The 15523-nt window shown below is 43.1% G+C and carries 17 protein-coding genes; 10 read left to right on the forward strand and 7 right to left on the reverse strand.

Annotation, left to right across the window (positions count from 1 at the left end):
- Positions 1–138 precede the first annotated feature (138 nt).
- Both fabG and M1L62_RS03070 read right to left on the reverse strand, forming a co-directional pair.
- Positions 139–885 carry a 3-oxoacyl-[acyl-carrier-protein] reductase gene (fabG, locus tag M1L62_RS03065; RefSeq protein ID WP_254411532.1) on the reverse strand — a complete coding sequence of 249 codons (747 nt, stop codon included), beginning with the start codon at positions 883–885 and terminating at the stop codon, positions 139–141.
- Positions 886–1200: 315 nt separating this feature from the next.
- A complete protein-coding gene (locus M1L62_RS03070; RefSeq protein ID WP_254411533.1) occupies positions 1201–2505 on the reverse strand; it encodes an esterase-like activity of phytase family protein in 1305 nt (434 codons plus the stop codon).
- A gap of 292 nt (positions 2506–2797) precedes the next feature.
- On the opposite strand from M1L62_RS03070, the gene M1L62_RS03075 reads away from it, so the two are divergent.
- Entirely contained in the window at positions 2798–3511 is a 714-nt protein-coding gene (locus M1L62_RS03075; RefSeq protein WP_254411534.1) for an SDR family oxidoreductase, read from the forward strand.
- Positions 3512–3558: 47 nt separating this feature from the next.
- Here the strand turns inward: M1L62_RS03075 and M1L62_RS03080 are convergent, their stop codons facing one another.
- Complete coding sequence (locus M1L62_RS03080; RefSeq protein WP_254411535.1) at positions 3559–4641, reverse strand: hypothetical protein; 1083 nt, start codon at positions 4639–4641, stop codon at positions 3559–3561.
- Positions 4638–5276 (reverse strand): ABC transporter ATP-binding protein, encoded by a 639-nt coding sequence (locus M1L62_RS03085; RefSeq protein WP_254411536.1) that lies wholly within the window; start codon positions 5274–5276, stop codon positions 4638–4640. The genes M1L62_RS03080 and M1L62_RS03085 overlap by 4 nt, the downstream gene beginning before the upstream one ends.
- A 205-nt stretch (positions 5277–5481) precedes the next feature.
- On the opposite strand from M1L62_RS03085, the gene M1L62_RS03090 reads away from it, so the two are divergent.
- From M1L62_RS03090 to M1L62_RS03120, 7 genes are all read left to right on the forward strand, one after another.
- Positions 5482–6324 carry a sterol desaturase family protein gene (locus tag M1L62_RS03090; protein WP_254411537.1) on the forward strand — a complete coding sequence of 281 codons (843 nt, stop codon included), beginning with the start codon at positions 5482–5484 and terminating at the stop codon, positions 6322–6324.
- A gap of 135 nt (positions 6325–6459) precedes the next feature.
- Complete coding sequence (locus tag M1L62_RS03095) at positions 6460–7824, forward strand: alpha-L-fucosidase (protein WP_254411538.1); 1365 nt, start codon at positions 6460–6462, stop codon at positions 7822–7824.
- Positions 7825–7889: 65 nt separating this feature from the next.
- Positions 7890–8924, forward strand: a complete 1035-nt coding sequence (locus tag M1L62_RS03100) for an isoaspartyl peptidase/L-asparaginase family protein (protein WP_254411539.1) — start codon at positions 7890–7892, stop codon at positions 8922–8924.
- A gap of 87 nt (positions 8925–9011) precedes the next feature.
- Positions 9012–10430 carry an alpha-L-fucosidase gene (locus tag M1L62_RS03105; RefSeq protein WP_254411540.1) on the forward strand — a complete coding sequence of 473 codons (1419 nt, stop codon included), beginning with the start codon at positions 9012–9014 and terminating at the stop codon, positions 10428–10430.
- Positions 10431–10493: 63 nt separating this feature from the next.
- Positions 10494–10982, forward strand: a complete 489-nt coding sequence (locus M1L62_RS03110) for a hypothetical protein (protein ID WP_254411541.1) — start codon at positions 10494–10496, stop codon at positions 10980–10982.
- Positions 10979–11155, forward strand: coding sequence for a hypothetical protein (locus M1L62_RS03115; RefSeq protein WP_254411542.1), 177 nt, complete (start codon positions 10979–10981; stop codon positions 11153–11155). Before M1L62_RS03110 ends, M1L62_RS03115 begins: the two co-directional genes overlap by 4 nt.
- A gap of 42 nt (positions 11156–11197) precedes the next feature.
- Complete coding sequence (locus M1L62_RS03120; protein ID WP_254411543.1) at positions 11198–12661, forward strand: alpha-L-fucosidase; 1464 nt, start codon at positions 11198–11200, stop codon at positions 12659–12661.
- Positions 12662–12724: 63 nt separating this feature from the next.
- Here the strand turns inward: M1L62_RS03120 and M1L62_RS03125 are convergent, their stop codons facing one another.
- From M1L62_RS03125 to M1L62_RS03135, 3 genes are all read right to left on the reverse strand, one after another.
- Positions 12725–12970, reverse strand: a complete 246-nt coding sequence (locus tag M1L62_RS03125; RefSeq protein ID WP_254411544.1) for a hypothetical protein — start codon at positions 12968–12970, stop codon at positions 12725–12727.
- A gap of 81 nt (positions 12971–13051) precedes the next feature.
- On the reverse strand, positions 13052–13189 hold the full coding sequence (locus M1L62_RS03130) for a hypothetical protein (protein ID WP_254411545.1): 138 nt from the start codon (positions 13187–13189) through the stop codon (positions 13052–13054).
- A gap of 41 nt (positions 13190–13230) precedes the next feature.
- A complete protein-coding gene (locus M1L62_RS03135) occupies positions 13231–13419 on the reverse strand; it encodes a glycoside hydrolase family 76 protein (protein ID WP_256527621.1) in 189 nt (62 codons plus the stop codon).
- 270 nt (positions 13420–13689) lie between these two features.
- Here M1L62_RS03135 and M1L62_RS03140 point away from each other — a divergent pair, with 270 nt between their 5' ends.
- Together M1L62_RS03140 and M1L62_RS03145 are read left to right on the forward strand one after the other, a co-directional pair.
- The gene (locus tag M1L62_RS03140) at positions 13690–14295 is read left to right on the forward strand and encodes an RNA polymerase sigma factor (protein WP_254411547.1); all 606 of its coding nucleotides are present in this window, start codon (positions 13690–13692) and stop codon (positions 14293–14295) included.
- A 95-nt stretch (positions 14296–14390) separates the two neighbouring features.
- The gene (locus M1L62_RS03145) at positions 14391–15503 is read left to right on the forward strand and encodes a FecR family protein (RefSeq protein WP_254411548.1); all 1113 of its coding nucleotides are present in this window, start codon (positions 14391–14393) and stop codon (positions 15501–15503) included.
- Positions 15504–15523 lie beyond the last annotated feature (20 nt).

A 15523-nucleotide genomic window follows, 5' to 3' on the forward strand; every position in this document is an offset into this window, starting at 1 on the left:
CAATAACACAAATCCCGCCTCTCCGTAACGAAGAATCGGGATTTGCATTATATTTTCAGAATTGATAAAGTTAAAAGCGATCAGCCACAAATGGCTAACATAAACTTTCAACCGCAACGGTCACTTTCAACTAAAGAACTAAGTAAGCATTCCGCCGTCAACCTGAAGAACCTGTCCTGTGATATAACGTGACATATCAGATGCTAAAAATACACAAGCGTCTGCTACTTCTTCCGGCTTTCCACCACGTTTCATTGGAATGGATTGTTTCCAGTCTTCCACTGCTTTCGAATCAATGGCATCGGTCATTTCCGTTTCGATAAAACCGGGTGCCACTGCATTGGAGCGGATATTTCTTGAACCCAGTTCAAGCGCAATGGACTTTGTGAAACCAATGATTCCTGCTTTTGAAGCCGCATAATTCGCCTGTCCGGCGTTTCCGCGAATCCCAACCACAGAAGTAAGATTTATAATAGACCCGCTTTTCGCACGGATCATGCTTTTAGTAGCTGCTTTGGTAAGGTTAAATACCGATTTAAGGTTGATATTGATAACCGTATCCCATTGTTCTTCACTCATACGCATCAACAAACCATCACGTGTGATACCGGCGTTGTTGATCAATATGTCAAGTTTTCCAAAATCAGCAATAACCTCGGTAACCAACTGGTCTGCCTGCTGAAAATCAGAAGCATCAGAACGATATCCTTTTGCTTTGATACCGAATTGCTCCAATTCCTTTACTAACGCTTCTCCTTTTTCCACACTGGAAAGGTAGGTAAAAGCCACGTTCGCTCCTTCCTGAGCCAAACGCAAAGCAATTGAGCGCCCAATACCACGAGAAGCTCCGGTTACCAAAGCCACTTTATTTTCTACTAATCTCATAAACAGGTTTAAAATCGGATAGAATGAATTTCGAACCGCAAAAATAGGGTATTGTATAGAGACAGGCAAAAAAAGAGGTAATGATGACAGATTCTTTTATGATTTGTGTGACGATTGAGGGTTTTGGGTGGTTGACGATTGACAGATGACCATTGTTGGCCATTGATAGCCAACAGCTCGTAGTGACCGGTCAATGGTCGATGGTCAAAACCCACAATCGTCAATGGTCACATAAAAAAAGAAACAGCCCCGCCGAAAAATTCAGCAGGGCTGTAAACAACAATAGGAGAATCCACTTATATTAAGTTTCACATACTATTTCAATCCCTTGCTTAATGGGATGAAGTAGATCACGTTTCTGTCCACAAGAAGTGTCGACGGAAGAATTTTCTGAATGATGGAATTGTCGGGTGTCGCAGGACTTACAATCCCGAAATCGTCGTCGTTCACCACGGCGATCATTTTATTGTTAATAATAGCCAACCCTTCCGCCTTATCATGTGGATAACCGCCCGGGATAGCCAGAATATCGGCAACCATTTCTTTGGTTACCGGTTTGATATTGTTTGAAATGATTTCCGCGTCCGTCAGTTCGTCCACTGTTTTACCACCAAACAGCAAACCGCTTTCTTTATTATCCGGGTCAGAAATGTCCGTGGCTGCGGAAATATCAATTTTATAAACACGTTTGATAAGCGATGCCGGGTTTCCACCTGCATAGTCCTGATCACGTTCCAGTACAAGAAAAGTCGTTCCGGTAATAGCCACAATCTCGCTTGATAATGTTTTGGTAGACTCGGTGATGTATGCAAATTGTTTTGTCTCGCCCGTTGCCACATTAAAAACAAGCAAACGAAGCAATCTCGAACTGGCAACTTTCGCTTTGCTTGGATTATAAATAGGTGACTGCATCATACCCACGAGGAATTTCCCATCTGGTGTGATCGTCAGCCCTTCCATACCGCGGTTGGGACGGCGTCTCGCCAAAACTTTTGGTAACTTGCGGCCGCCTGTTCCTGTCCCGAAAGGATTGATACGTTCGATCGTTTTACCCGTTTTGTCAAAATGGACGATATGAGGTCCGTACTCATCACTTACCCAGAAAGTGCCGTCGGTAGGATCTACCGTCAGACCTTCGCAGTCAATTCCTTCTGCATCATTGGCGATGGGGGCTCCCATAAAATCCAGCGCTGTTTCACCCGCATTGCCTTCACCCGGTAAATTAGGGCGACCAGTCAGTTTGGTTCCGGCAGCATTTTTAAATTCAATGGTCGACTGATAAACAAGTTCGTCCCCCACCAGCTTGAACTTTGCGATATTCGGATTAAAATCCGGGACCGGGAAAATTTTCGATTCGTTTGTACCATCAACATTAGGTCCGCGATCGGTCATCAGATAAAATGAATCCCACTCACCCGGAACCTGAGCCATGGATGAACCATAACCACTGCCGTATATTTTTGTACCGTTTTGCGTCGTTGATAAAATCGGAGCAGTTTTGAAAGTAGCTTTTACGGGATAACTCGCCCCATCCGGATTTTCAATATTATGGTCCGTACAGGATACCAGGGCTGCTGCCGATAAAGTTGCCAGGAAGGTAAAACGTAATGTTGATTTCATATAGTCAGTTTTTCGTCAAAACTACGTTTTCGGCATTAGGCAGGAATTAAGGAGATGTTATTAAAAGGTTAAATCGTACACGGTTTGAATGGAGGAATCGTTTTTGGTTTATATACTTGGTACGGAGTTGCGAAGTGTAAAATTTGAACAAACTGCTATTCTAAGTCTCAGCGATTTTCTGAAATTAGATTTATAAAATTCCTCCCGGACAAACCTTCCTGCCATTCTCTTTGTTGCTTGGTCATTGGTATAATATTCAAAAAAGCCTTTTAAGGCTGCAATTTCAACATAAATGGCAGAATCAATTAAAACAGCGCTGATCACCGGCGGCTCCAAAGGAATAGGTTATGGCGTAGCCGCAGTGCTGATCAAAGAAGGAATTCGCGTGGCAGTAACCAGCCGTTCTCAAAAAAGCGCTGACGAAGCAGCCGCAGAACTTAACAAGATCCGTGAAGGTTTCGCGATCGGCATCGAATCGGATGTACGCAGTCTCGAATCACAACAAAATGCAGTAAAAGTTCTTGTTGACAAATGGGGACAACTGAACTACGTGATCGCCAACGCTGGTGTAGGACATTTCGCTCCGATTTACGATTTAACACCGGAACAGTGGCAGGAAACCATTGACATCAACTTAACAGGTGTTTTTTACAGTGCAAAAGCGTCCCTGGATGCGTTAAAAGAAACAAAAGGTTATTTTATCAATATTTCGAGCCTTGCCGGCACCAACTTCTTCCCGAATGGAACGGCCTATAACGCAAGCAAGTTTGGCTTGGTAGGTTTTTCGCAGGCCATGATGATGGATGTGCGCAATGACGGCATTAAGGTTTCTACCATTATGCCTGGATCCGTGGCAACGGAGTTTGCCAATCACCAGCCATCAGAAAAGGATGCATGGAAAATCCAGCCGGAAGATATCGGCCAGATTGTGTCTGACTTAATTAAAATGCCGGCCAGAACTCTACCAAGTAAGGTAGAAGTACGCCCGTCGGTTCCGGGTAAATAATCCGGAATACATAAGTTAGCTTTGGTTTCAACGACCAGGGCTAACTTTCACAAACCAATTTCTTCCTTTCCATACCATTTGGAATACAGATAACAGGAAAGCAAAAGTCCCGCTGCGCCAATTCCCCAGACCGGAATTTTATATAAAATCAAAAAAGTAAGCACGACAAAACCTGACAACACGGGTTTCATCATATCTTCGAGAAGTCCGCCCCGTTTATATAAATAACTGTGAAAAATCAGGATTACCGATAGTCCCAGGACATAAAGCTGTAACATATCCAACGCAGCAATCACGTTGTAGCGGACCGCAATCAGCGTTTCCGGGATAATCAGGATGGCATGGATTAATAACGTTCTGGCAAATCGTACCATTATGGAAACCGGTAAAGAACGGTTCCAAAGCCAGATTTCATTTTCCCAGCGAAACAACTCATAGGATAATCCTATGTTCAAAAGATATCCCAAAGTCAAGCCAACGGCTGGCAAACGGATATCATAGGTGTCCGTTTGGTAATAAATCAGGGTACAAATAAACACACCGGTCGCACCGATCTTGCAGCATAAAAGGGTGAGCCCTTTTTCCCTGAAAAGCCATTCGATACTCCAGTAAATCCAGGAGACCGGCCTGGGAAACGGCCAGTTGAAAACCGTCTTACCTTTCGCATGAAAAAACCGGGGGTTTCTGATACGGTGTTCGGCCACGAGTACCAATGTCGTACTTAATACGGCATAGAAAATAAATATCGGCCAGACCCGGTGCAGCAGTTTGTCTTGCCGGGCGATTGAAATAATGTAGATTCCATAATAAAGAATAGGCTGCAAGAAACCGAATGCCATCAGCAGAAACCGGATCATGCGTTTTGTATTAGGCCAAAGTCTGGTATTGTAGATAAAGTGATAATCCGGCTGTATCCACAGATTTGAGATAAAATGGGCACATAATAAGGTATACAAACCCCAGATTAATATCAGATAATACATTCCGAACGGATCGGTCAGGAAGAAAAGCGCAAAACCATAATGTTCACGACTGCTCATGAAACCAAATAACAGCCCCATCAGCACAAAAAACATACCCGCGCGTTGCCGGAAAAAGGCCTGAACCGTGGAAATCATCAATATTTTCATTTCATTCCGAGTTTGACCAGCGTTTTATTCTTCAAGGCAAAACTTTCCGTGACAGCCAGACCTTCCTGCTGAAAAAGCTGATGTGAAGAAATGAGAAACGTCACGCCCTGCTGATGATAAGTCTCGATCAATTTGAACAAAGCATGCCGGGCTTCCTTATCGATGGTAATAAGCGGTTCGTCGAGAATAATCACCGAAGGATTTCCAAGAAAAGCAATGGCCAGCGATACCTTTTTTACCATCCCGCTGGAACAGCTGCCAAAAGGATGTTTCAGATAGTTTATTCCCAGCGCTCCGATAAGCATTTCCACCTGCCCCGCCGGGCTTTTCTTTGCCTCTGCAACAAAAGCAATCAGGTCTGCGGGCGTTAAAAATGACGGATACAAGGGTTCTGCTTCTCCGAGATTTAACCGTAAACGATAATCAACCGGCTCTGTTTTCAGACTATACTTTTGGTCTAAGGTTACATTTCCCGTAAAAGGCAACATCCCGGCCAGCGAACGGAACAGCGTGGATTTTCCCGCGCCGTTTTCTCCCTGAATCCAGTAAATTCCATAATCAACTTTCCACGAAACGATATCCAGCACTTCCAGAGCGCCATAATGCTGCCTCACGTTTTCAATTTCCAGAACCATTAATCAATATATAAGTTAGAATTATATCAAAGATAATATTTGTACCAGAATTTAAAACAAACACTAAGTGGTACTTATTTAAAACTTTCGCAGAAGCCCCCCTTTACAACCTGGCCCATCCACCATGCTGAGCAGCAAGCTGCAACAAAATACATTTATTTCCATCAAAAATATTATTTTTACTAAAACACTAATGCCGTGAAATATGCAGTGGCTTATCCAGTATTTTGGTCATATCCCCTCTTCTCACCGAAGTGCCATTTTGGTGGGCGGAATTCTGTTTTTTTGGCTGATTGAAGGATCCTGGCCGCTTTTTCAATTTCAATACAACAAATGGCGACACGCCGGAGTCAATTTTTTCTTTACGCTAACAACCATACTGGTCAATTTTCCACTCGCTTTTATTCTTGTAAAATCCAGCAATTGGGCGGTGGATCATCAATTTGGCATTTTGCACCTGATACCCAATTTGCCATTATGGATACAGGCATTGGCAGGATTGTTGTTGCTGGATCTCATAGGTGCCTGGACGGCCCATTGGGTTCAGCACAAAGTGAAATTTTTATGGCGGTTTCACATCATTCATCATGCCGACCAATATGTCGATACGACCACCGCTAACCGCCATCATCCGGGTGAAAGTCTGGTCAGGTTTATTTTCACGGCGCTGGCCATCCTGATTACCGGCGCACCGATGTGGCTGATCTTTTTGTACCAATCGTTATCGGTGATTCTTTCCCAGTTCAATCATGCAAACATCACACTTCCGCGCTGGCTTGATGCGGTGGTGAGCCTGGTGGTGGTAACACCTAATATGCACCACATTCATCATCATTATATCCAGCCTTACACCGACTCCAATTACGGAAATATTTTTTCGGTCTGGGACAGGCTGTTTGGGACTTTCAAAAAACTGGATCAGCAAAAAATCATTTACGGGATCGATACACATCCTGAAGCAAAGGAAAACAGCAAAGTATCCGGCCTGCTCCGGATCCCTTTCCAAAAATACCGGCCAGCCATCGGAGAAAATTCAGAAAAGAATTAGATCACCAAATTTTCATCTGTAATAGTTTCAAAATAAGTAAGATAACTTTGGCGAAACAGATTGGGCTTCTACTTTTTAAAAATTTTTAATAAATTGTGTGCGCGTTCACGTAAGTTGATAGTTGTCACAAATTTTATGAAAAAAAATTCCCTTATTTTCCTATTCTGCTTTTTCTCTATTCTTCATGCGCAGGCACAATATCAGGCCGACTGGAAATCTCTGGATTCACGGGCCACACCGGCCTGGTTTAAAGATGCCAAGTTTGGTATATTCATTCACTGGGGACTGTACTCCGTTCCTTCATGGGCGACAAAATCCAATGCCGACGGTTTTGGAAGCGGTTATTCCGAATGGTATTGGCAGCGCCTTCATGACCCGAAATTAAAAATTCATAAAGAATTTGTAGCGTTTCAGGAAAAAGTCTACGGACCTAATTTTAAATATCAGGATTTTGCCGGTCAGTTTAAAGCAGAACTTTTCAACCCCGACGACTGGGCTGATCTGTTCCAGGAAGCGGGTGCAAAATATGTTGTACTGACTTCAAAACATCACGAAGGTTATGCCTTATGGCCAAGTGCCGAATCCTGGAACTGGAACTCGGTGGACGTTGGTCCGCACCGCGATCTGGCGGGATATTTAACGAAATCTGTCAAAAATAAAGGGCTGCATATGGGCTTTTACTATTCCTTATATGAATGGTTTAACCCAACTTACAAATCCGATGTCAATAAATATGTAAACGATCACATGGTTCCTCAGATGAAAGACCTTGTAACGCGCTATCAGCCCGATTTGCTCTGGACGGACGGAGAATGGGATCAGTCGTCGGATACCTGGAAAAGCAAGGAGTTTCTTGCTTGGCTTTACAATAATAAATCGGTTAGCGAAAATATTGTTGTGAACGACCGCTGGGGCAATGATACCAAAGGAAAACACGGCAGTTTTTACACCTCTGAATATGGCCAGGGAACTTCCTCCGGCACTCATCCCTGGGAAGAATGCCGCGGCATCGGAGAGTCTTTTGGTTATAACCGAAATGAAAACCTGGAAGATTATATGAGCAGCGACAAGCTGGTTCATTCCCTCATTCAGGTGGTTTCAAAAGGTGGAAATTTCTTATTGAACATCGGCCCTACGGCGGACGGTCTGATTCCCGTTATCATGCAGCAGCGTTTAAAGGATCTCGGAAAATGGCTGAATGTGAATGGTGAGGCAATTTACGGCTCGGAAAGCTGGAAAAATGCTTCGCAGGCTTCCACCGACAGCACCGTATTTTATACAAAAAAAGGTAAGGACTTATACGTGATTTGCGCTCAATGGCCTGATCAGATTGCGATCAAAGGCATTTCAAATCCGAAAAACATTTCCATGCTGGGTTACAAAGGAAAGATCAAATCCAGCCAGTCGAAAGGAAAGATTGTCATTACCGCACCCATAGTGACACCCAGAACATTGCCTTGTAATTCTGCCTGGGTGTATAAAATTGAAGGTGTTTTATAACGTTTTGTCGTTGCAGCAAACCGTTTATGTTTAAAGTAGTCAGTTCAACATTTTACAAAAATACAATGAAACCAACCCGTCGCTCCTTCTTACGCTTATCTGCATTGGCGTTGCCGTTTACGCAGGTCAATAAGCTTTTTGCTTCAACGGCAGTAAATAAGCCGATCGTTGTGTCAACCTGGGATAGCGGACAAATCGCAAATGGTGCCGCCTGGCCGGTACTTGAAAAAGGCGGCAAAGCATTAGATGCAGTGGAACAGGCGGCCATAGCCATTGAAAATGATATCAACTGTTGTGTTGGTTTGGGCGGAAACCCCGATCGCGATGGTTATGTAACACTCGACGCAAGCATCATGGACGAAAAAGCCAATTGCGGGTCGGTTGCTTTTCTTGAAAGGATCAAACATCCTATTTCCGTAGCAAGAAAACTGATGGAAACAACGCCGCACGTTTTTCTGGCTGGCGTTGGTGCGCAGCAATTCGCATTGGCAAACGGGTTTAAACTGGAATCCGGCAAACTTTCACCCGATGCTGAAAAGGCTTACAAAAAATGGCTGGTGAAGGCAGAGTACAAACCGGTTATCAATATCGAACATCAGCAATCACACCCGAAACAAGGCCACGGTCCGTTTGCACCGAATCGTTTTGAAGATGGTTCTTTCAACCACGATACGATGGGAACCATTGCCCTGGATGCCAACGGAGATGTTTCGGGCATGTGTACAACCAGTGGCATGGGCTTCAAGATGCGCGGCCGTGTAGGTGATACGCCGATTATTGGCGCAGGGTTATTCGTGGATAACGAAGTGGGCGCTGCTACGTCGTCAGGACAAGGCGAGGAGGTAATCCGCGTTTGTGGAACTCACCTGGTTGTTGAGTTTATGAGAAACGGGCTTTCCCCTTATGACGCCTGTAAAAAAGCGATTGACCGTATTGTAAAACCGAATCCTGAGCGTGCCAAGACATTCCAGGTTGGTTTTATTGCGATAAACAAGCAAGGTGAAGTTGGCGCCTATTCGGTGCAAAAAGGATTTAATTATACCGTAACCGAAAAAGGCGGTAAAGGAAAAGTATTCGACGCTGAAAGTTATTTCGAATAATTTATTGGCTGTCGGGGCCCGATTTACAATCCGTTGACTACCGGCAGCAAACCATTTTTAAAATTGAACCAATCAGTAAAACCCAAAATGAAATTAAAACCTTTTCTTCCTGCTCTTTTCCTGTTCTTGTCAACGGCGACTTTTGCACAGCAGCATTCGGAGCAGGATCATTCAAAGTACGTAGCACCAACTGACCCGCTCGTACAGCAAAAGTTAAGTAAATGGCAGGATGTGAAATTCGGCCTGCTCATGCACTGGGGTACATACAGCCAGTGGGGAATTGTAGAATCCTGGTCGCTTTGCCCGGAAGACGAAGGCTGGTGTGAACGCAAGGGACCGCATTCACATGACTGGTTTGAATACAAAAAAGCCTACGAGGAAATTGGCAAGACCTTTAACCCGGTGAAATTCAATCCGGAAAGATGGGCTACGGCTGCTAAAAATGCAGGGATGAAATATGTCGTTTTCACGACAAAACATCATGACGGTTTCGCCATGTTTGATTCCAAATATACCGATTACAAAATCACCAATACACCTTTCAAGTCGAACCCTAAAAGCAATGTAACGAAAGAAGTTTTGTCGGCTTTCCGTGATAAAGGATTTATGACTGGGACTTATTTCTCCAAACCTGACTGGAATACGCCTTCTTACTGGTGGAAATATTTTCCGCCAAAGGACAGAAATGTATCTTACGACCCGAAAAAATATCCGGAACAGTGGAACAAGTTCAAGGATTTCACCTACAACCAGATCGAAGAGTTAATGTCAGATTACGGTTCGGTTGATATTCTTTGGCTGGATGGCGGCTGGATTCGTCCAAAAAACACCATTGACCCTAATATCAGCTGGCAAAAAACGATTCCTTACGATCAGGATATCGATATGGCACGCATTGCCAAAATGGCTCGTTCACATCAGCCAGGATTGCTTGTCGTTGACCGCACGGTAACAGGCGAATTTGAAAATTATGTGACACCCGAGCAGCAGATTCCGGATCACTATATGTCGATTCCATGGGAGTCATGCATGACGATGGGCGACTCATGGTCGTATATCCCAAAAGAGAATTTCAAGTCGACCCGGAAACTGGTACACACGCTGGTAGATATCGTTTCAAAAGGTGGTAACCTGCTGTTGAACGTTGCACCGGGGCCGGATGGAGAATGGCATGAGGAAGCTTATCAGCGCCTGGAAGAAATGGGAAAATGGATGAATGTAAATGGTATCGGAATTTATGAAACCAAACCTCAGGCACCTTATCGTCAGGGGAAATGGGCTTATACCAAAAAGGGAAATACAACCTACGCGTTTTACCTGGCTGAAACCGGAGAAGCAATTCCTGGCCGTTTGAAACCGGAAGGACTTGATATCCCTGCGGCAGCTAAAATTACGATCGCTGGGACGAAAAAAGCTTTGCGTCTGAAAGATGGTGTCATCGAAATCCCTGCTAAAACCATCACCGAATTAGGCCAGCAACCGGCTTATTTGTTTGTAATTAACTGAGACTAAAAGAAATTATCCAGTATGCGTAACTAATCTTATATTTGTTAATATAAAGTTATACACATGCTGGAATTTGAAATAGATAAATTAACCAGTTCAATTGAAAATGCTATTACCGGGGAGAAATTCGAAACATTAGTTCTTCCGTTACAAGCTGCCATAAAAAAGAAAGATTGGCTATTCGATTGGAAAACGGAACGTGCAAATGCTGAGAGGCTGGTTTACAAGTTGGTCACAAGCCAGAATCCCGAAATAATTCATGGATTGATAAGCGTCCGTATTAACCAGGATCACGTTTACATGCATTTGATTGAAAATGCTGCATTTAATAAAGGGGTGAAAAAGATGTACCTCGGCGTGGCTGGAAATCTGATTGCTTTTGCATGCAAATTATCATTTGAAAACGGATTGGATGGGATCGTTGTTTTCGAATCCAAGACAAAGCTGATAACGCACTACCAGTTGTCGATCGGAGCGAAAATTCTTGCCGGTAACAGAATGTATATTGATGTTAAAGAAGCACTTTCACTTGTTAAAAGATATTTCAAATGAAAACTAATTTCAAAATATTGGATCAGACCGATGCAGAATTTATCAACACCAAACTTGATGAATCGGCCATACATGAGATCAGCGAACAGTTAAAAAAAAGGAGACATCAGCCAACCACTCCTGTGAAGTCTAACCTCAGGGACCCACTGATCGAAAGAAAAGTCAAAAACTAAACAATCTTTTTATTTAATAACAAAAGCAACCCTTAATCCAAAATGATAAAACAAATCGCCGCGTTATTTTTATTAACGGCATTTACCTCGTTTGCACAAACTCCCCCGAAACCTTATGGTGCTTTACCAGCGCCCAGACAAATTGCCTGGCACGAAACAGAAGTTTACGGTATCATGCACTTCACGCCTACCACTTTTGAGAACAAAGAATGGGGTTATGGAGATGCCGATCCGAAACTTTTTAACCCAAAAGATTTCAATGCAGAACAGATCGTTCTGGCTGCAAAAGCAGGTGGATTGAGAGGAATTGTTTTTGTTGCGAAACATCATGATGGTTTTGCACTTTGGCCAACCAAAACAACCGAATACAATATTTCAAAAAGCCCTTTCCGTGATGGAAAAGGAGATATGGTTAAGGAAGTTGCTGACGCAGCGCGTAAGCATGGCCTGAAATTCGGCGTTTACTGCTCTCCATGGGACCGGAACAATGCCAAATACGGCACTTCTGAATACCTTGCCATTTACCGCGAGCAGCTGCGTGAGCTTTATACAAATTACGGTCCGCTGTTTATGTCGTGGCATGATGGTGCCAATGGTGGTGACGGATATTATGGTGGCGCAAGAGAAAAACGCTCGATTGACAACACAACTTATTATCAGTGGGACTCTACCTGGACTAACCTGACACGAAAACTTCAGCCAACCGCAAACATTTTCAGTGATGTGGGTTGGGACGTTCGCTGGGTTGGAAATGAAGATGGAGAAGCCGCTGAAACTTCATGGGCTACTTTAACACCGGTGCCGTCGAAAGGAACAAATGTGGCTGTACCTGGTCAGGCAAATGCTGACGAAAACCCTGGCGGAACAAGAAATGGTAAAATGTGGGTACCGGCTGAATGCGATGTACCGCTTCGTAAAGGATGGTTTTATCACCCGGATCAAAAACCAAAAACGCCGGATTACCTTTTTGAGCTGTATTTTAAAAGTGTGGGACGTGGCGCCGGACTTGACCTGGGGCTAGCACCTGATACAAGAGGCCAGCTTCATGATGATGACGTGGCAGCGCTGAAAACTTTTGGTGATCGTGTAAAAAATACTTTCGCGACAAACCTGATTGCACGCGCAAGTTCAAAGGCGGTTAATGTACGTGGTTATAATTCCATTTACAGTGCGAAAAATATCCTTGACGGAAAATCGGAATCTTACTGGGCAACAGACGAAGATTTCAAAACGCCGGAAGTGACTATGGAATTAAGCGCTCCTATCACATTTGACGTGATCAGCTTACAGGAATATATTAAACTTGGACAGCGCATCGAAGGTTTTGCCGTGGACGTGTGGGAAGGCAGCGACTGGAAAGAAATCCATAAAGGAACCAGTGTCGGTGCAAAACGTCTGGTAAAACTTCCGGCGCCCGTTACGGGTCAGAAGTTCAGACTACGAATTACAAAATCGCCCGTAAGTGTGGCAATTAGCGAATTTGGTCTTTATAAGGACGCGAAATAAAAATTAAACGGCCCCTTTCTGACGAAGAAAGGGGCCGTTGGTTTTAAACCATATCGTACCTTATCAAAAGTTCTTATCATAGGATTCATCGGCTGTCTTTGATAACTCGGCAGATGAAAATACATTTATTGAAGAAAATTCCTTTTGCAATTTGTTAATCTTGAAATAGGTATCAAATTGACAATCTGCTGAACCAGTTTCTATTTCTTCCACCGTTACCCGAATCTTTCTTTTTCGAAACAGAGGCATAATTTTCCTCCAAAACTTCTCTGTCCATTCTTCCGGTTCTACCACAAAAGTTGTCTGCATGGCCGTTAGTCTTTAGTTTAAAACAAAATTAACAGTATTCTTCAATAAAAATTCCTAATTACAGCTGCAATCAGCTCTATTTCAACCTTTCCAGTCGCCGTACAATTCCATCATCGCAGACTGATCTGTCAAGGTCCTTGCCTGCTTTGTTCTTACCAAACCCGTTGCATCTTTTTCGTCTTTCCAGATTCTCTCCGCATCGTCAAAAAAGAATTGCAATTGCTTTTTGTTCTTGTCTACTTAATAAAGCTCCCCGTACCTCAAAGCAGCACTACGTTGAACCAATAGTTGTCAGGCAGTTTATTGTTACGGTAAGAATATTTTTCGGTCGAACCGGCAATACGCTGCGCCTCCTCAAGATACTTCTTTTCTTTGGTTATAACGAAAAGTAAAACATTTGATTGGAGCATCTCGCCAGTATTATAGGTATACTTGCTCGTGCGAATCATAGTAACACAACTCCGGATTTAAGTATGGTATTTTAATGAAAAATGTACTCAGCATGACAGAGCTTAAAACCTGGTTTCTTTTACGCTAACCTGTATTATGCTGAGGTTTGAAACTCATTTTTCACTGCTAAATCGTTTTACAGACACATGTTTATTGGAGTATAAAGTAATTTAATTTTGTTATTCAAATAAAACACAAAAGACTATTTTATATAACTCAAGCTTTACCTATTTTTGATTCTAGCATGTCTATTTTCAACAGAATTAATATTGACTCAAATCACTAAACATACGGATGATTCAATACTCTGGGACAGTTTCCGGGATGGAAATGAGGCGGCATATACTGAGCTCGCCACACGCTATTACCGCACATTACTTCACTACGGTTTACGATTCACTCCCAACATTCATCTTGCCGAAGATGTCTTGCAGGATCTGCTGATCCACTTATGGCTGCATCGCAAAAATTTGAATGATACTCCTTCCGTAAAATTTTACCTCCTCAAATCTTTCCGTCACCGCATCATCAAAACTTTAAAACCACTTTCCGAAGAACAGGAACTTACCGGCCAGCTTGACGACCAATGGATGGAGTCTTCTTCCGAAGAAATGATGATCCGGAATGAAAATGAATCCGGCCTTGAAAATCAGGTTAAGGAGCTGATGACACAGCTTCCTGTGCGCCAGCGAGAAGTTATTTACCTTCGTTTTTTCCAGGGATTAAAGTCCGAAGAAATTGGTACGATGCTGGCTATCAAGCCGCAATCCGTGAGTAATATCCTGCAACGTGCCCTGTCCAACCTCCGGAACATCTGGCCTATCACACCTTCTTTTTCTTTTATATTCTATTCATTTTTCGAAATTTTATTATAATTTTTAAAGAATATTAAAAATAAGCTTTGGCAAGTGAGTATCCGGACGATTATAAAAGATAATAACAATATACACGCAGAAAAATATTGTTGTTTATGGATCAGTTGCCCGACGAAATTTTTCAGGACTTACTCAAAAACCCGGTTTTTATAGCCTGGGTGTTGGAAGAAAATCCTGAACTCGATCAATACTGGAAAAACTGGACAGCAGGAGATTCTTCTCGGAAAGAAGCACTTCAGCAGGCGCGTTTTGCACTGCTTTCATCACAAAACGAAACGCTCAGGATCACCGACGAACACATTGCTTACAAAATAAGCCAGTCACTTGAAATTGCTAAACGGAGAGAAAATATAGTCAATAAAAACAACCGGCCGAAAAGCCTGAATTCCTTTCGGTCTGGCTGGATGGCCGCCGCATCTGTGCTTTTACTCCTGGCAATCGGTCTTGTATTTTATAAACATTATAACAACAACTCGCTTTTTGTGGAAAACCAACGGCAGTTTACCCAAAATAACGAAATAGTAGAAGTATCAAATGCAGATAAAGAAGCCAGATATGTACAGCTGCCGGATGGCAGTTCCGTTGTGCTTCAAAAAAACAGCAGGATCTGTTACACCAAACAATTCGGGCCAGACAAACGTGTGGTTATCCTGTCAGGGGAAGCATTTTTCGAAGTAACAAAAGATCCGGAGCGCCCCTTTTTCGTCTATGCGAATGAACTGGTAACCAAAGTGCTGGGCACAAGTTTTAGTATTAAGGCCGATGAGTCGGGTGATCATGTTCTGGTGGCTGTCAAAACGGGGAAAGTATCTGTTTTTTCAAACAAAGACAAACATGCGGATGATTATACAAAAGGCAGGAAATTATCAGCACTGCTGCTGACGCCAAACCAGCAGGTTTCGTTTCAACGCCGCAAATCTCTGCTTACCAGAACGTCGGCAAAGGGCCCTGCTTTGTTAAAGATTCCTATTGAAAACCAAAGTTTTACATACAACGAAACGCCAGTCTCAGAGGTTTTCTCATCACTTGAAAAAGCCTATGGCATTGATATCACCTTTAACGAGCAGGTTATGGCCCATTGCAGTGTCACCGCCACGCTTGGTGACGAGCCTCTGGATAATAAACTGAAATGGATATGTGCAATTCTGGAAGCTGAGTATCAGGTCAGTGATAATAAAATAACGATTACCGGTAACGCTTGTCAATAATTATTTATTCCTAAACCCAG

This window comes from Dyadobacter diqingensis, from assembly GCF_024220585.1.
Classification (GTDB): domain Bacteria; phylum Bacteroidota; class Bacteroidia; order Cytophagales; family Spirosomataceae; genus Dyadobacter; species Dyadobacter diqingensis.